Source organism: Jannaschia formosa, from assembly GCF_003340555.1.
GTDB classification, from domain to species: Bacteria; Pseudomonadota; Alphaproteobacteria; order Rhodobacterales; family Rhodobacteraceae; genus Jannaschia; species Jannaschia formosa.
In genome coordinates, this window is sequence record NZ_QPLJ01000012.1 from 93,610 (window position 1) to 111,122 (window position 17,513).

Annotated in this window: 18 protein-coding genes; 10 read left to right on the forward strand and 8 right to left on the reverse strand. The window is 70.6% G+C overall.

Going from position 1 to position 17,513, the window contains the following annotated elements; translation table 11 throughout:
• Positions 1 to 19 precede the first annotated feature (19 nt).
• The 7 genes from DR046_RS13610 to DR046_RS13640 all read left to right on the forward strand — a co-directional run bounded on the left by DR046_RS13610 (position 20) and on the right by DR046_RS13640 (position 5,933).
• Entirely contained in the window at positions 20 to 739 is a 720-nt protein-coding gene (locus DR046_RS13610; RefSeq protein WP_115382937.1) for a DsbA family protein, read from the forward strand.
• Between the two features lie 353 nt (positions 740 to 1,092).
• Positions 1,093 to 2,295 carry a 3-oxoadipyl-CoA thiolase gene (gene pcaF / locus DR046_RS13615; RefSeq protein ID WP_115382938.1) on the forward strand — a complete coding sequence of 401 codons (1,203 nt, stop codon included), beginning with the start codon at positions 1,093 to 1,095 and terminating at the stop codon, positions 2,293 to 2,295.
• A gap of 3 nt (positions 2,296 to 2,298) precedes the next feature.
• Positions 2,299 to 3,276 carry a 1,2-phenylacetyl-CoA epoxidase subunit PaaA gene (gene paaA / locus DR046_RS13620; protein WP_115382939.1) on the forward strand — a complete coding sequence of 326 codons (978 nt, stop codon included), beginning with the start codon at positions 2,299 to 2,301 and terminating at the stop codon, positions 3,274 to 3,276.
• The gene (gene paaB / locus DR046_RS13625) at positions 3,273 to 3,611 is read left to right on the forward strand and encodes a 1,2-phenylacetyl-CoA epoxidase subunit PaaB (RefSeq protein ID WP_115382940.1); all 339 of its coding nucleotides are present in this window, start codon (positions 3,273 to 3,275) and stop codon (positions 3,609 to 3,611) included. Before paaA ends, paaB begins: the two co-directional genes overlap by 4 nt.
• Positions 3,608 to 4,369 carry a 1,2-phenylacetyl-CoA epoxidase subunit PaaC gene (gene paaC, locus DR046_RS13630; protein ID WP_115382941.1) on the forward strand — a complete coding sequence of 254 codons (762 nt, stop codon included), beginning with the start codon at positions 3,608 to 3,610 and terminating at the stop codon, positions 4,367 to 4,369. The genes paaB and paaC overlap by 4 nt, the downstream gene beginning before the upstream one ends.
• 89 nt (positions 4,370 to 4,458) lie before the next feature.
• Entirely contained in the window at positions 4,459 to 4,890 is a 432-nt protein-coding gene (paaD, locus tag DR046_RS13635) for a 1,2-phenylacetyl-CoA epoxidase subunit PaaD (RefSeq protein WP_245190940.1), read from the forward strand.
• Entirely contained in the window at positions 4,887 to 5,933 is a 1,047-nt protein-coding gene (locus tag DR046_RS13640) for a 2Fe-2S iron-sulfur cluster-binding protein (RefSeq protein ID WP_115382979.1), read from the forward strand. Before paaD ends, DR046_RS13640 begins: the two co-directional genes overlap by 4 nt.
• A 96-nt stretch (positions 5,934 to 6,029) precedes the next feature.
• On the opposite strand, the gene DR046_RS13645 is transcribed toward DR046_RS13640, so the two are convergent.
• The 3 genes from DR046_RS13645 to paaI are packed head-to-tail and all read right to left on the reverse strand — an operon-like array spanning position 6,030 to position 8,367.
• Complete coding sequence (locus DR046_RS13645) at positions 6,030 to 6,647, reverse strand: TetR/AcrR family transcriptional regulator (RefSeq protein ID WP_115382943.1); 618 nt, start codon at positions 6,645 to 6,647, stop codon at positions 6,030 to 6,032.
• Positions 6,647 to 7,942 carry a phenylacetate--CoA ligase PaaK gene (paaK, locus tag DR046_RS13650; RefSeq protein WP_115382944.1) on the reverse strand — a complete coding sequence of 432 codons (1,296 nt, stop codon included), beginning with the start codon at positions 7,940 to 7,942 and terminating at the stop codon, positions 6,647 to 6,649. The genes DR046_RS13645 and paaK overlap by 1 nt, the downstream gene beginning before the upstream one ends.
• Positions 7,939 to 8,367: a hydroxyphenylacetyl-CoA thioesterase PaaI gene (gene paaI, locus DR046_RS13655; RefSeq protein WP_115382945.1), complete on the reverse strand. Its 429-nt coding sequence runs from the start codon at positions 8,365 to 8,367 to the stop codon at positions 7,939 to 7,941. Before paaI ends, paaK begins: the two co-directional genes overlap by 4 nt.
• Positions 8,368 to 8,440: 73 nt before the next feature.
• Here paaI and paaZ point away from each other — a divergent pair, with 73 nt between their 5' ends.
• From paaZ to DR046_RS13670, 3 genes are all read left to right on the forward strand, one after another.
• Positions 8,441 to 10,462: a phenylacetic acid degradation bifunctional protein PaaZ gene (paaZ, locus tag DR046_RS13660; RefSeq protein ID WP_115382946.1), complete on the forward strand. Its 2,022-nt coding sequence runs from the start codon at positions 8,441 to 8,443 to the stop codon at positions 10,460 to 10,462.
• 71 nt (positions 10,463 to 10,533) lie between these two features.
• Entirely contained in the window at positions 10,534 to 11,265 is a 732-nt protein-coding gene (locus DR046_RS13665) for a PaaX family transcriptional regulator C-terminal domain-containing protein (RefSeq protein WP_115382947.1), read from the forward strand.
• Between the two features lie 64 nt (positions 11,266 to 11,329).
• A complete protein-coding gene (locus DR046_RS13670; RefSeq protein ID WP_115382948.1) occupies positions 11,330 to 11,557 on the forward strand; it encodes a DUF2798 domain-containing protein in 228 nt (75 codons plus the stop codon).
• A 22-nt stretch (positions 11,558 to 11,579) separates the two neighbouring features.
• Here DR046_RS13670 and DR046_RS13675 read toward each other — a convergent pair whose 3' ends face one another.
• The 5 genes from DR046_RS13675 to DR046_RS13695 form a co-directional block, all read right to left on the reverse strand.
• The gene (locus DR046_RS13675) at positions 11,580 to 12,122 is read right to left on the reverse strand and encodes a pseudouridine synthase (protein ID WP_115382949.1); all 543 of its coding nucleotides are present in this window, start codon (positions 12,120 to 12,122) and stop codon (positions 11,580 to 11,582) included.
• Positions 12,123 to 12,128: 6 nt separating this feature from the next.
• Complete coding sequence (locus DR046_RS13680; protein ID WP_115382950.1) at positions 12,129 to 12,521, reverse strand: hypothetical protein; 393 nt, start codon at positions 12,519 to 12,521, stop codon at positions 12,129 to 12,131.
• The gene (gene polA / locus DR046_RS13685; protein WP_115382951.1) at positions 12,521 to 15,313 is read right to left on the reverse strand and encodes a DNA polymerase I; all 2,793 of its coding nucleotides are present in this window, start codon (positions 15,311 to 15,313) and stop codon (positions 12,521 to 12,523) included. Before polA ends, DR046_RS13680 begins: the two co-directional genes overlap by 1 nt.
• A gap of 254 nt (positions 15,314 to 15,567) precedes the next feature.
• The gene (gene trhA / locus DR046_RS13690; protein ID WP_115382980.1) at positions 15,568 to 16,245 is read right to left on the reverse strand and encodes a PAQR family membrane homeostasis protein TrhA; all 678 of its coding nucleotides are present in this window, start codon (positions 16,243 to 16,245) and stop codon (positions 15,568 to 15,570) included.
• A gap of 116 nt (positions 16,246 to 16,361) precedes the next feature.
• Positions 16,362 to 17,504, reverse strand: coding sequence for an alpha-D-ribose 1-methylphosphonate 5-triphosphate diphosphatase (locus DR046_RS13695; RefSeq protein WP_115382952.1), 1,143 nt, complete (start codon positions 17,502 to 17,504; stop codon positions 16,362 to 16,364).
• Between the last annotated feature and the right edge of the window lie 9 nt (positions 17,505 to 17,513).

The window sequence follows — 17,513 nt, forward strand, 5'->3', positions numbered from 1 at the left end:
CAGCCCGGAGCCTGCCCCCATGTCCCGTCTCGCCGCCCTCGCCCTCTCGACGCTGCTCGCCCTGCCCGCCTCGGCGCAGAGCTTCACCGAGGAGGAGATCAAGCAGCTCGCCCTGCAGGCCATCCTCGAGAACCCGGAGATCGTGATGGAGGCCGTCTCGATCCTCCAGCAGCGGGAGGAGGAGGCCGCCGCCGCCGCTGCCCGGACCACGCTCGACGCGGAGCGGGACCTGCTGGAGCGCGACGCGAACGCGCCGGTGCTGGGCAACCCGGACGGCGACGTGACCGTGGTCGAGTTCTTCGACTACAACTGCCCCTATTGCCGCCGCGCGGGCGAGCAGGTCGACGCGCTGCTGGAACGGGACGGGGGCGTGCGGATCGTCTACCGCGAATGGCCGATCCTGGGCGAAGGGTCCGACTTCGCGGCCCGCGCGGCCTTGGCCTCGCGCGAGCAGGGGAGATATGGCGAGTTCCATAAGGCGCTGATGGGCGCACAAGGCCGCATCGACGAGCGGATCGTGATGCAGATCGCCGGCGATCTGGGGCTCGACCTCGACAAGCTGCGCGCCGACATGCAGTCGCCCGAAGTGCAGGCTCATATCGACACCACCTTCGAGCTGGCCCGGTCGCTCGGCTTCTCGGGCACGCCCAGCTTCGTCATCGGCGAGGCGCTCGCCCCCGGCCTGATCGACGCCGATACGCTGGTCGAGATGGTCGAGGCGGCGCGCGAGCAGGAGTGAGGCCGTCCCCGAGGACCTTCCGGGGCTGACGGGGCACGCCTCGCGGATGGCCGGCGATAGCCCGGTCCTCCTGCCCCTCGATTCGGGACCGCTTACGCTAAGGCCACCGCGCCGATGACGCCCGCCGACATGTGGGTGGAGCCGCTCGGCCCCGCCTGCCCTCGGCCGAATGTGGCCCGGACCATTGCAGATACAGGGAGCCCGCCGCTATCCGGCTTCGGTGACGGGCGCGGGAACCGGACGCCTCCGCGCCCCTATTCGTTACAAAATCGCCACCACCGCGTGATCTCGTAACGCGTCGTTGCGCGGCCTCGCCGGATATGCTACCTCTCCGCCATCTCGGGAGACATGACTTGCACGCCTATATCTGCGACGGCCTTCGCACGCCCATCGCCCGCTTCGGCGGCGCTCTGGCCTTCGTGCGCGCCGACGACCTCGCCGCCCATCCGATCCGCGCGCTGCTGGCGCGCCATGCCGATCTGGACCCGGCCGCCGTGGACGAGGTGATCCTCGGCGCCGCCAACCAGGCGGGCGAGGACAACCGCAACGTCGCGCGGATGGCCGCGCTGCTGGCCGGCCTGCCCGAGACCGTACCGGGCATCACGCTCAACCGGCTCTGCGCCAGCGGGCTCGACGCCGTCGCCTACGCCGCGCGGGGCATCGCGGCGGGCGATTACGACCTCTGCATCGCGGGCGGGGTCGAGAGCATGACGCGCGCGCCCTTCGTCACCGCCAAGGCCGACAGTGCCTTCTCCCGCAAGGTCGAGACCTACGACACCACCATCGGCTGGCGCTTCGTCAATCCGAGGATGAAGGCCGAGCACGGCACCCATTCCATGCCCGAGACGGCCGACAACGTCGCTGCCGACCACGACGTCTCGCGCGAGGACCAGGACGCCTTCGCCGCCCGCTCGCAGGCGCGCTGGCAGGCGGCGCAGGAGGCCGGGTTCTTCGCCGGAGAGATTGCGCCAGTCGAGATCCCGCAGCGCAAGGGCGACCCGATCCTCTTCGACACCGACGAGCATCCCCGCCCCGGCACCGACGCCGCGAAGCTGGCGAAGCTCCAGGGCGTGAACGGTCCGGACCTGACGGTGACGGCGGGCAATGCCTCGGGCGTGAACGATGGGGCGGCGGCGCTGCTCGTCGCATCGGATGCGGCGGCGGAGCGGCATGGCCTGACGCGCATGGCACGGGTGGTCTGCACCGCCTCGGCGGGCGTCGCGCCGCGCGTGATGGGCGTCGGCCCGGTCCCTGCCATCCGCAAGGCGCTGGACCGCGCGGGTCTGACCATCGGCGACATGGACGTGATCGAGCTGAACGAGGCTTTCGCCGCGCAGGCCCTTGCCGTGACGCGCGCCTTCGGCCTGCCCGATGACGCGGCGCATGTGAACGCCAAGGGCGGCGCCATCGCGCTCGGCCACCCGCTCGGCATGTCGGGTGCGCGGCTCTGCCTCACAGCGGCGCGGCAACTGGCGGAAGGGGGCGGACGTTATGCCCTCGTGACGATGTGCGTGGGCGTCGGTCAGGGCGCCGCGATGATCCTGGAAAGGAGCTGAGACATGTACGCGCAGATGATCAAGTCCGAGGCGACGCAGGACGATCCCGAGAAGCTCGCCGCTTTCCAGGCCCGCATCGACCGGGGCGAGAAGATCGAGCCCAAGGACTGGATGCCCGAGGGCTATCGCAAGACGCTGATCCGCCAGATCGGCCAGCACGCCCATTCCGAGATCGTGGGCCAGCTGCCCGAGGGCAACTGGGTCACGCGCGCGCCCACGCTGGAGCGCAAGGCGATCCTGCTCGCCAAGGTGCAGGACGAGGCGGGGCATGGGCTGTATCTCTACTGCGCGGCCGAGACGCTGGGCGTCAGCCGCGACGAGATGACGGAGATGCTGCTCGACGGCCGCATGAAGTATTCGTCGATCTTCAACTACCCGACGCTGACCTGGGCCGACATGGGCGCCGTCGGCTGGCTGGTCGACGGCGCGGCGATCATGAACCAGGTGCCGCTTCAGCGCACCTCCTATGGTCCTTACGCTCGCGCCATGGTCCGGATCTGCAAGGAAGAAAGCTTCCACCAGCGCCAGGGCTTCGACGTGATGATGAAGATGTGCCGGGGGACGGACGCGCAGAAGCGCATGGCGCAGGACGCGCTGAACCGCTTCTGGTTCCCCTCGCTGATGATGTTCGGGCCGTCCGACAAGGACAGCAAGCACTCGGCGCAGTCGATGGCCTGGAAGATAAAGATGAACACCAATGACGAGCTTCGCCAGAAGTTCGTCGACCAGACCGTCCCGCAGGCCGAATACCTGGGCCTGACCGTCCCCGACCCGGACCTGCGCTGGAACGAGGAGACCGGGCATTACGACTTCACCGAACCCGACTGGTCCGAGTTCATGGACGTGCTGCAGGGCAACGGTCCCTGCAACCGCGACCGGCTGGAGGCCCGCAACAAGGCCTGGGACGACGGCGCCTGGGTCCGCGAGGGGCTTATGGCCCATGCCGAGAAGCGCCGCGCGGCGCGGGTGGCGGCGGAATGAGCAACCACGCCCCCGCCCCCTATCCCGGCACCGGCACGCCCGAGGGCAAGGCGCGGCGCGAATGGCCCCTCTGGGAGGTGTTCATCCGCGGCCAGCACGGGATGAGCCATCGCCATGTCGGCTCGCTCCACGCGCCGGATGCGGAACTGGCGATGCGCAATGCCCGCGACGTCTACACCCGCCGCCACGAGGGCGTGTCGATCTGGGTCGTGCCCTCGGCGCAGATCACGGCCTCGGCGCCGTCCGAAAAGGGGCCGATGTTCGACCCGGCGGACAGCAAGACCTACCGCCACCCGACCTTCTTCGACATCCCCGACGACGTGGGGGCGATGTGACCCGCGACGCCGCCCTGTTCGAGTTCCTCTGCCGGATGGGCGACAGCACGCTCGTCCTCGGCCACCGCCTGTCGGAATGGTGCGGCACCGCCCCCGCGCTGGAGGAGGACATCGCCACGGCCAACACCGCGCTGGACCTGATCGGGCAGACGCAGATGTGGCTGGGCCTCGCCGCCGAGGTCGAGGGCGCGGGGCGCTCTGCTGACGACCTTGCGATGCGCCGCGACGCCTGGGACTTCCGCAACCTCCTGCTGGTCGAGCAGCCCAACGGCGATTTCGGCCGCACGCTGATGCGCAGCTTCCTCTTCGACGTCTGGCACAGGCGGATGCTGGAGCGGCTGACCGCCTCTTCCGACCCGCGCGTCGCCGCCATCGCCGCCAAGGCCGTGAAGGAGGTCGCCTATCACGCCGACCGCTCCGCCGAGCTGGTCGTTGCCCTGGGCGACGGCACCGAGGAAAGCCACCGGAGGATGCAGGACGCGCTCGACCGGCTCTGGCCCTACACGGGCGAGATGACGTCCGACGACGAGGTGGACCGCGAGATGGCCGAGGCCCGGATCGCGCCCCTGCCCTCCGAGTTGCGGCCCGGCTGGGAGGAGGCCGTGCGCGCGACGCTCACCCAGGCGACCCTGACGGTCCCCGAGAGCGCCTTCGCCCATCGCGGCGGCAAGAACGGCGCGCGGCACAGCGAGCATCTCGGCCACATGCTGACCACGATGCAATGGCTGCAACGCGCCTACCCGGAGGCGACGTGGTGATCCCCCGCCCCGCCCCCGCGCCCGTCCCCGGCTCGCTCGCCGACCGGCCCGCGCACCGCGCCGGTCCCCCGCCCGCGACGGAAGCCGAAATCTGGGCGCTGCTGTCGCGCATCCCGGACCCGGAGATTCCGGTCGTCTCGATCACCGACCTGGGCATCGTCCGCGAGGTCTCGCTGGACGGCACCGACGTTCATGTCGCCATCACCCCCACCTATTCCGGCTGCCCCGCCACCTCGGTCATCGGCATGGCCGTCGAGACGGCGCTGCTCGATGCGGGGCTGACGCCGCGCGTCACCACGCGTCTCGACCCGCCCTGGACGACCGACTGGCTGACCGAGGCGGCGCGCGAGAAGCTGCGCCGCTACGGCATCGCGCCCCCCGCCGCGAAGGGCCCCGAGGCCTGCCCGCATTGCGGCGCCGCCACGCTGACGCAGGTCAGCCGCTTCGGCTCCACTCCCTGCAAGGCGCAATGGCGCTGCGAGACCTGCCGCGAACCCTTCGACTACTTCAAGTGCCACTGATGAAGTTCCAGCCCCTCACCGTCGCCGCCGTCGAGCGGCTCACCCGCGACGCGGTCGCCGTCAGCTTCGATGAGGCGCCCGGCTTCGACTTCCGCGAGGGCCAGTACCTGACGCTGCGCCGCGACTTCGACGGGACCGAGATCCGCCGCAGCTACTCGATCTGCGCCGCCCCCGGCGAGCCGCTTCGCGTCGGCATCAAGCGGGTCGAGGGCGGCGCCTTCTCAAGCTGGGCGCAGGACCTCGCCCCGGGCGACACGGTCGAGGCGATGCCGCCCATGGGCCGGTTCCAGACGGAGCCCCGGGACGACACGCATTACCTGCTGGTCGCGGCCGGGTCGGGGATCACGCCGATCCTCTCCATCGCCCGCACCGTGCTCGACCGGGAGCCCCGGTCCCGCGTCACGCTGCTCTATGCCAACCGGGCGGTGAACACGATCATGTTCCAGACCGAGCTCGACGACCTGAAGTCGCGCTTCCTGACCCGGCTGGCGGTCGTCCACATCCTCAAGCAGGACGCGCAGGACATCCCGCTCTTCACCGGGCGGCTCGACGCCGGGAAGCTCGACGCGCTGTTCGAGACATGGGTGCAGGTCGACACGGTGGACGAGGCCTTCGTCTGCGGGCCCGAGGGGCTGATGCAAACGGTGCGGGAGCGGCTGGAGGCGCATGGGGTCGCGAAGGACCGCATCCATGTGGAGCTCTTCGCCTCGGCCCAGCCGGGCCGCCTGCCTCAGTCCGCCCGCAAGACCGCGACGGCGAAGCCCACCTCCGCGACGATCCGCATCGACGGCGCGGCCCACGAGATCACGATGGAGCGCGACCAGTCCCTGCTCGACGCCGCGCTGGAGAACGCGATCGACGCGCCCTATGCCTGCCGCGCCGGGGTCTGCTCGACCTGCATGTGCCGCGTGGTCGAGGGCGAGGTCGAGATGGTCCAGAACCACGCGCTGGAGGATTACGAGGTCGAGCGCGGCTATGTGCTGGGCTGCCAGTCCTACCCGCTGACCGACCGCGTGGTGGTGGAGTACGATATCGGGCATTGACGGGCGCCCCAGCCGGTATCCTGCAGGAACGGCATCCGGGTCTGGCGGACGCTGAGGCCTGTCGAGGCGCGCGATCCGGCTCCTCCGATGGGGGCTTCAAAGCCCCCGAATCCGCGGCGCCGCCTTCGGCCGCGCCTGTCGGACCCCGCCCAGCGCTATCCCCGTCACGGTCTCGGCATAGGCGCGGCGTGCATCGGCATCGGCGCCAGGGGACCAGATGTAGAACCAGTTCAGCATGCCGAAGACGCTCATGGTCGCGGCGCGCAATGCCCGCCCCTCCAGCTCCGGCGCGGAGCGGCGCAGGACCTCGGCCATGCGGTCCACGATCTGCCTCTGATACCCCTTCAGCACCTCCGCCTCGGCCTTGGGCAGCAGCGACATGCCCTCGATCTGGATGCGGTGCTCGTCGTCCATCCCCTCATAGGCCAGCAGCACCTCGGTCGTGAGCGCGAGCAGCGCGCGGCGCGGGTCCTCGGGAAGCTCCAGCCAGCAGAGCCGGTCGCGGAGCGCCGCGAGATAGGTGTCGAGGATCGCGAAGAGCAACGCGTCCTTGCTGTCGTGGTAGTGATAGAGGTTCGCCTTCGACACCCCGCATTCCCGCGCGACCTGCGCCATCGAGGCGCGGGCGCAGCCCTCGCGCGCGAAGACCCGCGCCGCGCCCCGGAGGATGGCGCAGCGCTTCGCGTCGTGGTCCTTGGCGAGCGTCCGGGCCACTAGCTTGCCCGGTTGTCGACGACGCGGCGGGCCTTGCCCTGGCTGCGCTCCACCCCGCCGGGCTCGGCCAGCACGATCTCGCAGGTCACGCCGATCCGTTCCTTGATCTCGCGCGACAGCACCACCCCGCAGGCGGCCGCGTCGGCCCCGGGCAGGCCTTCGACATGAATGCGCATGGCGTCCATGTTGCCCGCCTTCACCAGTTCGATCTGGAAGTAGGGGGCGAGGCCCTTCACGGCCAGCACCCGCTCCTCAACCTGGGTGGGGAAGACGTTGACGCCGCGCAGGATGATCATGTCGTCGGACCGGCCCGTCACCTTGGCCATCCGGCGATGCGTCCGCGCCGTGCCCGGCATCAGCGTGGTCAGGTCGCGCGTGCGGTAACGGATCACCGGCATGCCGCGCTTCGTCAGCGTGGTGAAGACCAGTTCCCCCTCCTCGCCATCCGGCAGCACCTCGCCGGTCCCGGGATCGACGATCTCGGGCAGGAAGTGATCCTCCCAGATATGCAGCCCGTCTTTTGTGTCGACGCATTCCTGCGCGACGCCCGGGCCCATCACCTCCGACAGGCCGTAGATGTCGACGGCGTGCATGTCGAAGGCCTCCTCGATCTCGGCCCGCATCGCGGGGGTCCAGGGCTCGGCGCCGAAGATGCCGACTTCCAGCGGGCAGGCCCCCGGGTCGAGGCCCTGGCGGTGATATTCCTCCAGGATGTTGAGCATGTAGCTGGGCGTGACGCAGATCGCCTTCGGCCGGAAATCCTCGATCAGCTGGACCTGCCGTGCCGTCATGCCGCCCGAGACCGGGACGACCGTCGCGCCCAGCTTCTCGATGCCGCAATGCGCGCCCAGCCCGCCGGTGAAGAGGCCGTAGCCATAGGCGTTGTGCACCATGTCGCCCGCCCGCACCCCCGCCGCGCGCAGGCAGCGCGCCACGAGACCGGCCCAATGGTCGAGGTCCTGCGCGGTATAGCCGACGACCGTCGGCTTGCCCGTCGTGCCCGAGGAGGCATGGATGCGTGCGATCCGGTTGCGCGGCACGGCGAACATCCCGAAGGGATAGGCCTGCCGCAGGTCGTCCTTCACGGTGAAGGGAAACTTCGCGAGGTCGGCCAAGGTCTTCAGGTCGTCCGGCGCGACCCCCGCCGCGTCGAACTTCGCGCGATAGGTCGCGACGTTCTCGTAGGCGTGGCGCAGGGTCTCGCGCAGCCGCTCCAGCTGCAGCGCCTCCAGCCGGTCGCGGGGCATCGTCTCTTCCGGGTCCAGCGTCGTCGGGTCCGGGGTCAGGTCCTTCATGTCTCCTCCTCGAAGAGCTGTCCGCGCACCTGGCGCGACATGCCGCGGAACTCCGCCACCGTACCCGCGGGGCCGGTGACGCGCACGTCGTAGATGCCGTTTCGGCCCGCTTGGTGGACCTCCCGCGCCTGCGCCGTCAGCGTCTCGCCAGCCCGCGCGGGCGCGGTGAAGCTGACCTGCGCGTGCTGCGCCACCGTGGCCAGGTTGCGGGAGTTGCAGGCGAAGGCGAAGGCGCTGTCGGCCAGCGCGAAGATCACCCCGCCATGGCAGGTGCCGTGGCCGTTGCAGTGATGCGGTGCGACGGCCAGCGTCAGAGTCGCATGGCCCTCGCCGACGGCGCCCAGTTCCATCCCCAGCCATTTCGACGCTTCGTCCGACGCCCACATCGCGGCGGCGGCCCGCGCGGCGCGTTCCTCTGGTGTCATCGCGATCCTCCCGAACGCGACGCTTGCACAAAACCGACCGAGCGGTCAATTAATGACGAAGGGAGGAACGCCGATGTCGTTGATGCAGGTGTCAAGCTTCGCCGAAGGCTGCTGGGTCGATCCCGGCCCCGAGGCGCGCGAGATCGAGAGCGCGGTGACCGGCGAGGTCATCGGCCGGGCGGGCGGCGGCGCGCTGGACGCGGAGGCGATGCTGCACCACGCCCGCACCGTCGGCGGCCCGGCCCTGCGCGCCCTGACCTTCCACGACCGCGCGCGGATGCTGAAGGCGCTGGCGCTGCACCTGACCGAGCACAAGCAGGCGCTCTACGACATCAGCTACGCGACGGGGGCGACGACGAAGGACCATGCCTTCGACATCGACGGCGGGATCGGGACGACCTTCGTCTACGCCTCGAAGGGCCGCCGCGAGATGCCGGACGCGCGGGTCTATCTCGACGGGGCGCCCGAACAGCTGAGCCGCAATGGCAGCTTCCTCGGCCAGCATGTCTGCGTCCCGCTGCAGGGCGTGGCCGTCCACATCAACGCCTTCAACTTCCCCGTCTGGGGGATGCTGGAGAAGCTGGCGCCCACCCTCCTCGCCGGCGTGCCGGCCATCGTGAAGCCGGCGACCGCGACCTCCTACGTCACCGAATTCGCCGTCCGGCTGATCCTCGAATCCGGCATCCTGCCCGAGGGCGCGCTGCAGTTCGTGGCGGGGGGCCTCGGCGACATGCTCGACCGGCTGGGGCCGCAGGATGCGGTGGGCTTCACCGGCTCGGCGGACACGGCGCTGAAGCTCCGGTCGAACCCGAACCTGCTGGCGAGTGCGGTGCGCTTCGTGGCCGAGCAGGACAGCCTCAACGCCTCGATCCTCGGTCCCGACGCGGCGCCGGGCACGCCCGAGTTCGACCTCTTCGTAAAGGAGGCGCTGCGCGAGATCACCACCAAGGCGGGCCAGAAATGCACCGCGACGCGGCGCCTGATCGTGCCCGAGGCGCAGGTCCAGCCGGTGATCGAGGCGATTTCGGGCAGGCTGGCCCAGACCACCGTCGGCGATCCGCGCGACCCCGCCACACGCATGGGCGCGCTGGTGAGCCGCGCGCAGAGGGCGGACGTGCTGGAGAAGCTCGCCGTTCTGGGCCGGGAGGCCGAGCGGGTCCACGGCGACCCGGAGGCTTTCGCCGACCGCCCCGGCGCCTTCCTGCCCCCGATCCTGATGCATTGCGCGGATCCCGACGCGGCCCGGCGCCTGCACGACACCGAGGCCTTCGGCCCGGTCTCGACGGTCATGCCCTATCGCGACATCGACCACGCCATCGCTCTGGCCAACCGGGGTCAAGGCAGCCTCGTCGCCTCGGTCATCACCCATGACCCGGAGGTGGCGTGTGCCTGCGTCGACGGAATGGCGGCCTGGCACGGGCGGCTCTACTTCAACGACCGGGACTCGATGGGCGAAAGTACAGGCCACGGCGCGCCGATGCCGCACATGGTCCATGGCGGCCCGGGCCGCGCGGGCGGCGGGGAAGAACTGGGCGGCGTGCGCGGCGTGATGCACTACATGCAGCGGACCGCTGTGCAGGGCAGCCCGACCCTGCTGCAGGCCATCGGCGGCCGCCATTTCGCCGGTGCCGCGACCCGCGAGGCGCCCGAGCACCCGTTCCGCCGGGCCTTCGACGCGCTGGAGATCGGAGAGACGCTGGTGACGCCCGAGCGCACCATAACCTCCGACGACATCGCCCATTTCGCCGATTTCACCGGCGACACCTTCTACGCCCACATGGACGACGAAGCCGCCGCGCGGAACCCGTTCTTCCCGGGCCGGGTGGCCCATGGCTACCTGATCCTGAGCTTCGCGGCGGGCCTCTTCGTCTCGCCCGAGGAAGGGCCGGTGCTGGCCAACACCGGGCTCGACGGCCTGCGCTTCCTCAAGCCGGCCCCGCCGGGCACGGCGATCCGGGTCCATCTGACGGTGAAGGCCAAGACGCCCCGGACCGAGGACTACGGCGAGATCCGCTGGGCCGTGCGCGTGGTGGATGGCGAAGGCGATGCGGTGGCGGAATACGACCTGCTGACGATGGTGGCGCGGGAGCGATAGCGCCCTGCCCTGCGCCACGGGCACGCCATTCCTGACTGTGTTTCGCAGGTGCAGCATTGTAAGGCGGGGCCATGTCCGATCCGCATCCCCTTGTCCTGCACCTAACCGAAGGCGTCCCGCCGCGAACCTGGTCGGTGCTGGTGACGATCTTCGGCGACCTCGCCCGCGCACCCGGCGACGAGATCGGCAGCCCCGTGCTCGCCCGCATGGGCGAGGCGATGGGGCTGCGCCCCGAAGCCATGCGCACCGCGCTGCACCGACTCCACAAGGAGGGCTGGCTGGAGCGGCGGCGCGAGGGGCGGCATTCGCTCTACGGGCTGAGCCCCCGGGGGCTCGCCGAATCGGAGGCGGCGGGGCCGCGCATCTATGGGCCGGAGCGGGCGACGCACGCCTTCGTCCTGCTCGGCCCGGCCACGGGGCCGGGTTATCCGGTCGCCCCCGCGATCAGCGTCGCGGGCGCGCCCTCGCCCGAGGGCGAGACCCTGTCCTTCCCGCTGGAGGCGCCGCCCGGCTGGATGCGCGACGCGCTGCTACCGCCCGAGACAGCCGCGCTGATCCGGGTGACGCGCAGGCGCTTCGACGCGCTCACTGCGGCGCTGGCCGGGACGCCGCCGCAGGACGCGTTGCTGGTCGCGGTGCTGCGCGTGCTCTGCGTCCATGCCTGGCGCCGGATCGCGCTGCGCCTGCCGGACCTGCCGGACCGCGTGCTGCCCGCCGGCGAGGACCTGGCTGCCGCCCGCGCCACCTTCGCCCGGCTGCGCAGCACCCTGCCCGCGCCGCCCCTCGCGGAGTTCGAGCCTTGAGCCGGGCTGGACGGCCCGGGGGCGCGGGGGTAGGCGCGGGGCGTCAGACCGAGGCCGCCCCCGCATGATCCCGCCCCGCTACGCGCCGATCCTGTTCGGCCTCATCCTCTCCGGCCTGATGTCGCTGCTGGTTTCCGGTATCGCGACGGTGCGGGCCGTCGGCCTTTCCGACGGGGTGCTCGCGCTCTGGCTCGGCAACTGGCTGTCGAGCTGGGCCATCGCCTTCCCCGCCGTCCTCATCGTGGCCCCGCTCGCCCGCCGGCTGGTGGCCCGGATGACGCGCGACGGCTGATGGGCGGCTGGGGACGGGGCGCCTATGCTCTCGCGTCTTCCTCCCGCCACCGGCCCGGCGGCAGATCGCCCAGCGCGTACGGCCCGATGGCGGTGCGCACCAGCCGCAGCACCGGCAGGCCGACATGGGCACACATGCGCCGGACCTGCCGGTTGCGGCCTTCGGTGATCGTCAGCTCCAGCCACGCCTCCGGCACCGTCTTGCGCAGCCGCACCGGCGGATCGCGGGGCCAGAGCCAGTCGGGGGCGGCGACCTGCTCCACCTCGGCAGGCCGCGTCGGCCCGTCCTTCAGCGCCACGCCCCGCCGCAGCGCGCCCAATGCGGCGGCGTCGGGTGTGCCCTCCACCAGCGCGAGATAGGTCTTCGGCATCTTCGCCTTCGGCTGGGCGATCCGGGCCTGCAACCGGCCGTCATCGGTCAACAGCAGCAGCCCCTCGCTGTCGCGGTCCAGCCGTCCGGCGGCATAAACCCCCTTCGGCAGACCGAAGCGCGACAGGCCGGGCCAGCGCCCCTCGTCGGTGAACTGGCTGAGCACGTTCATGGGCTTGTTGAAGGCGACCAGCATCCGGGATCAGGCCCCGAACCTTACCCTTCGGCGCATCCCGAAGGCGCCGAGCCAGGCCCCGAGACCGGTCGCGGCACCCACCGCCCCGAACAGGAGCACGATCATCAGCGGCCCGATCAGGGCGCCGCACAGTGCCCCGAGCCCGGCACCGAAGAGGACGGCGGAGCCGATCCAGACCTCCGCCCTCCGCCGCGCGGCGAAGCGGGCCGCGAGCAGCGCGAACCCCGTCAGCACCACCGCCACCCCGAACGCGATGGCGAGGACGACCGGCACGATGCGGCCCCAGTCCGGCCGGTCGGGCGACAGCGCCGAGACGGCGGCCGCGATGAGAAGCAGGGGCAGGAAGCTGCCCGCCGTGAAGGCGATCAGGCAGCCCCGCAGGATCGCCCGGGCGTGCATCAATGCGCCTCGGCCCAGTTCGCCCCCCGCCCGTCATCGACCGTCAGCGGCACCGACAGGTGAACCACCGGCATGTTGGCCCCTTCCATCACCTCGCGGGCGCGGGCGATCAGGGGGTCGACGTCGTCCTCGGCCACCTCGAACAGCAGTTCGTCATGGACCTGCAGAAGCATCTTCGCGTCGAGCCCCGCGATGGCGTCGTCCATGCGGATCATCGCGCGGCGGATCACGTCCGCCGCCGTGCCCTGGATCGGCGCGTTGATCGCGGCGCGGCGGGCGAAGCCCGCGCCGGGGCCCTTGGCGTTGATCTCGGGCGTGTGGATGCGGCGGCCGAACAGGGTCTCGACGCGGCCGTGCTTCTTCGCGAACTCCACCGTGTCGTCCATGTAGGCGCGGATGCCGGGGAAGCGCTCGAAATAGGTGTCGATGAAGGCCTGTGCCTCCGCTCGGGGGATGCGCAGGTTGCGGGCGAGACCGAAGCCCGAGATGCCGTAGATCACGCCGAAGTTGATCGCCTTGGCCTGCCGGCGCACGTCCGGCGTCATCGCGTCGAGCGGCACGCCGAACATCTGGCTGGCGGTGATGGCGTGGATGTCCTGCCCGTCCTTGAACGCCTGCTTCAGAGCGTCGATCCCGGCGATATGGGCGAGGATGCGCAGCTCGATCTGGGAATAGTCGAGCGAGACGATCACCCGCCCTTCGGGCGCGACGAAGGCCTCGCGGATGCGGCGCCCCTCGTCGGAGCGGACGGGAATGTTCTGGAGGTTCGGATCGGTCGAGGCCAGCCGCCCCGTATTCGCCCCCGCGATGGAATAGGAGGTGTGCACGCGCCCCGTCTCGGGGTTGATGTGCTGCTGCAACGCGTCGGTATAGGTCGATTTCAGCTTCGAGATCTGCCGCCAGTCGAGGATGAGGCGCGGCAACGTGTGCTCGGTCGCGAGGTCCTCCAGCGCGGTGGCATCGGTCGACCACTTGCCCGCCTTGGTCTTCTTGCCGCCGGGCAGGCCGAGCTCGCCGAACAGGATCTCGCCCAACTGGCTGGGAGAGCCGACGTTGAAGGGCTGGCCCGCGGCGGCATGGATCTCCTCCTCCAGCGCGGCCATCTTCTGGGCGAAGGCGCCGGACATGCGGCTGAGCACGTCGCGGTCGACCTTGACCCCGTGCCGCTCCATCCGCGCGAGCACATGGACCATCGGACGCTCCAGCGTCTCGTAGACCTGCGTCACCTTGGCCACGTGCAGGCGCGGCTTGAACAGCCGGTGCAGGCGCAGGGTGACGTCGGCATCCTCGGCGGCATAGGGCGCGGCCTTCTCGATGGCAACGCGGTCGAAGGTGACCTGGGACTTGCCGGTGCCGATCAGCTCCTTGATCGGAATGGGCTGGTGGTTGAGGTAGCGGTCGGCGAGCTGGTCCATCCCGTGGCCGTGCAGGCCCCCGTGCTGCGCGTAGCTCAGCAGCATCGTGTCGTCGATCGGCGCGACCTCGACCCCCTCGGCGGCGAAGATCTTGACGTCGTATTTCATGTTCTGCCCGACCTTGAGGATGGCCGGGTCCTCCAGCACGGGCTTCAGAAGCGCCAGCGCCTCGGCCTTGTCGAGCTGCCCCTCGGCGAGAGCGTCCGTATCGAACAGGTCGCCCCCGCCGGACCGGTGGGCCAGCGGGACATAGCAGGCGACGCCCGGCGCGGTGGCGAGGCTGATGCCCACCAGCTCGGCCCGCATCTCGTCGAGCGAGGTCGTCTCGGTATCGACAGCGACCGTGCCGGCAGCGTGGATGCGGTCGATCCAGGCGCGCAGCGCCTCCTTGTCGCGCACCGTCTCGTAGGCCCCGGCGTCGATGGGCGGGTCCTCGGGTGCGTCGGGCGCGTCCACCGCGGCCCGGGCTTCGGGCATAGGCGGCGGCTCCCGGTCGAGCCTGTCGGCGATGCGGCGCGTGAGGGTGCGGAACTCCATCTCGGTGAGGAAGGCCAGCAGCCGATCGGGAATGGCGTCGCGCAGCTCCAGGTCGTCGAGGGTGAAGTCGAGCGGCGTGTTGCAGTCGAGCTGGACGAGGCGCTTCGACAGCTCGATCTGGGCGCGATGCTCGATCAGGGTCTGGCGGCGCTTGGGCTGCTTGATCTCCTCGGCGCGGTCCAGAAGCTCCTCCAGGGAACCGAATTCGTTGATGAGCTGGGCGGCGGTCTTGATGCCGATGCCCGGCGCGCCGGGGACATTGTCGACCGAGTCGCCCGCCAGCGCCTGCACGTCGACCACGCGGGAGGGAGGGACGCCAAACTTGGCCTCGACCCCCTCGACGTCGATGCGGATGTTCTTCATCGGGTCGAGCATCTCGACCCCGCCGCCGACCAGCTGCATCAGGTCCTTGTCGGAACTCAGGATCGTCACGCGCCCGCCCGCATCCCGCGCCTGGCAGGCGAGCGTGGCGATGATGTCGTCGGCCTCCCATCCCTCGATCTCCTCGCAGGCGATGTTGAAGGCTCGGGTCGCCTCGCGGGTCAGCGGGATCTGCGGGGCCAGGTCCTCGGGCATCTCGGAGCGGTTGGCCTTGTAGAGGTCGTAGAGGTCGTTGCGGAAGGTATGGCTGCCCTTGTCGAAGATGACCGCGACATGGGTTGCGGCGTCAGGGCCGGAGTTCCCCTCGACGTAGCGGTCGAGCATGTTGCAGAAGCCCGAGACGGCGCCGATGGGCAGCCCGTCCGACTTGCGCGTGAGCGGCGGCAGCGCGTGGAAGGCGCGGAAGATGAACGCCGAGCCGTCGATCAGATGCAGGTGATGGCCCTTGCCGAACGTCATGGATGGTCTCCCTCGATGCCCGGCGGTGATGGCACGATCCGCCGCCCGCCGCCACTGCGGAGGGGCGCGCATCGCCGGGTCGCGGGGCGGTCATGGGCCCGAGGAGCGGTGCGCTTCAGGTCTGCCGTGTAAGGAAGACTTGCGACTGGCGCGCCGGACCTCGCCCGGTCGCCGGACCGGGGGCGTCCTGCCGATGCCGTTCCGCGTGGGACCCTGGATCGGGCACCGGGCCATGCAGGCGGCCCGCCCGGACCCTAGATCAGGCTCGTCGCCGCCAGGTGCCAGAAGATCGCAACGCAGAACACCACCGAGGCCACGACCACGAAGCCGTGCCAGATCGTGTTGTGGAAGCGCATCCCGCCCAGCAGCAGGAACGGCGTGCCCAGCGAATAGAGCAGCCCCCCCGCCAGCATCAGCCCGAAGACCGGCCAGCTGGTCGTCGCGATCACCTCGCCGCCCGCGACCAGCACGGCCCAGCCCAGCGCGAGCCCGATGCCGACGCTGATGACGCTCGACCGCCGACGTCTCAGGAAGACCGTCGCCGTGGCCAGCACCGCGCCCGTCCACATCGCCGACAGGAAGGCCATGCCGGTGCCCGACAGCACCACGAAAGGCGTCACCGTGCCCGCGATCTTGAGATAGATCGCCGACATGTCGAGGCGGCGCAGCAGGTCCGTCCAGTCCGGATTGGCAATGTGGTTGTAGGCCAGCGAGGCCGACAGCATCGCGATCAGCGTCGCGCCGTAGACCGACACGCCAAGGACGCCGGCGGCGTCGCCACGCCAGAGCGCCGTGAGCGTGATCAGCACCGGCACCGCCACGACGGCGAGGACCAGACCGGCGAGGTGGACAAGCGCGTCGCTAACCTTCTCCGCCCGGTCATAGGGGCGGGGCAGCACGTCGGCGGAGGGTGCGGGTATGTCGGAATCCATCATGTCAGCAGGCTAGCACGAATGCCTTCGCGTCCAGTTAATTGACCTCACGACAGCGCGACACTCTGTTGCGGCATCGGTCGGCGGGGCAGAGATACCCCAACGCGCTACCCCCCTCAGGCGATCCGTCGGCCTTCCGACCAGACCGATTGCAGCTGGGCGAGCGTGCCGTCCCGCCGCACCCGGATGACGTCCGCGCGCAGCCCGGGCGCGATCCGGCCGCGGTCGTCCAGCCCGACGGCGCGGGCCGGCGCGTCAGTGACGGTGGCGACGGCGCCCGGCAGGTCGCCGGTCATGTCGGCCACCCGGAACGCCGCGACCAGCAGCGCGGCGGGAACGTAGTCCGAACTGAGGATGTCCAGAAGCCCGGCCTCCGCCAGATCCGCCGCGGCGACGTTGCCGGAATGGGAGCCGCCGCGGATCACGTTCGGCGCGCCCATCATCACCGCGATTCCCGCCTCGCGCGAGGCTTCGGCGGCCTCGCGGGTGGTCGGGAACTCCGCGACCTGCACCCCGTGGCCTGCGCTGACCGCGACCTGGGCGGCGGTGGTGTCGTCGTGACTGGCCAGCGCCGCGCCAAGGCGGTGCGCGGCGGCGACGGCGGCGGCCTCGTGCCGGACTCCGACCTCGGCCTGGATGGCGCGCAACTCGTCGCAGTAGATGTCGAACTGCTCCGCATTCAGGCCCTTCCTGCCCTGGATATAGGCGCGCAGTTTGTCGGGATCGGCGAACTGGCGCTGACCGGGCGTGTGGTCCATCAGGCTGACCAGCCGCACCCGATCCTCGGGGCCGAAGCTGTCGAGCTCGTCCACCAGCTCCTGGCTGCAGATCTCGGCGCGCAGGTGGAGGTGATGCGAGATCTTCAGCGCGCCCGCCTCGTGCAGCGCCATGATTTCGGTGGCCAGATCGCGCGCATAGGCGCCGTAGCCGAGCCCGGTGGAGGTCATCAGCGTCCCGACCCGCAGCGCGTCGAAGACCGTCGTGATCCCGCAGGAGGCCAGCTCCCGGTCATGGGCGAGGATGGCGGCGTCATGCGGCCAGTCGACGCCGGGGCGGGGCTGGATGTGGCGTTCGAGGTTGTCGGTATGCAGCTCGACGAGGCCCGGCAAAACCAGGTCGCCCTCGCAGTCGAGCGCGCCGGCGACGCGCGTTGACCCGGGATCGACGGCGGCGATAGACCCGTCGCGAAGGGTCAGCGTTCCGAGGATCACCTCGCCCAGCAGGACGAGGCGGGCGTTGGTCAGGACGGTCTCGCTCATGAACGGCTC

What these genes read in the sequence shown, in the direction of transcription:
- DR046_RS13695 (WP_115382952.1), bottom strand. Translation starts at nt 17,504, where the DNA reads ATGAGCGAGACCGTCCTGACCAACGCCCGCCTCGTCCTGCTGGGCGAG.
- DR046_RS13680 (WP_115382950.1), bottom strand. Translation starts at nt 12,521, where the DNA reads ATGCACGCCCGGGCGATCCTGCGGGGCTGCCTGATCGCCTTCACGGCG.
- paaA (WP_115382939.1), top strand. Translation starts at nt 2,299, where the DNA reads ATGTACGCGCAGATGATCAAGTCCGAGGCGACGCAGGACGATCCCGAG.
- DR046_RS13675 (WP_115382949.1), bottom strand. Translation starts at nt 12,122, where the DNA reads ATGCTGGTCGCCTTCAACAAGCCCATGAACGTGCTCAGCCAGTTCACC.
- paaB (WP_115382940.1), top strand. Translation starts at nt 3,273, where the DNA reads ATGAGCAACCACGCCCCCGCCCCCTATCCCGGCACCGGCACGCCCGAG.
- DR046_RS13610 (WP_115382937.1), top strand. Translation starts at nt 20, where the DNA reads ATGTCCCGTCTCGCCGCCCTCGCCCTCTCGACGCTGCTCGCCCTGCCC.
- polA (WP_115382951.1), bottom strand. Translation starts at nt 15,313, where the DNA reads ATGACGTTCGGCAAGGGCCATCACCTGCATCTGATCGACGGCTCGGCG.
- paaK (WP_115382944.1), bottom strand. Translation starts at nt 7,942, where the DNA reads ATGAAGGACCTGACCCCGGACCCGACGACGCTGGACCCGGAAGAGACG.
- DR046_RS13665 (WP_115382947.1), top strand. Translation starts at nt 10,534, where the DNA reads ATGTCCGATCCGCATCCCCTTGTCCTGCACCTAACCGAAGGCGTCCCG.
- trhA (WP_115382980.1), bottom strand. Translation starts at nt 16,245, where the DNA reads ATGGATTCCGACATACCCGCACCCTCCGCCGACGTGCTGCCCCGCCCC.
- paaI (WP_115382945.1), bottom strand. Translation starts at nt 8,367, where the DNA reads ATGACACCAGAGGAACGCGCCGCGCGGGCCGCCGCCGCGATGTGGGCG.
- paaZ (WP_115382946.1), top strand. Translation starts at nt 8,441, where the DNA reads ATGTCGTTGATGCAGGTGTCAAGCTTCGCCGAAGGCTGCTGGGTCGAT.
- DR046_RS13670 (WP_115382948.1), top strand. Translation starts at nt 11,330, where the DNA reads ATGATCCCGCCCCGCTACGCGCCGATCCTGTTCGGCCTCATCCTCTCC.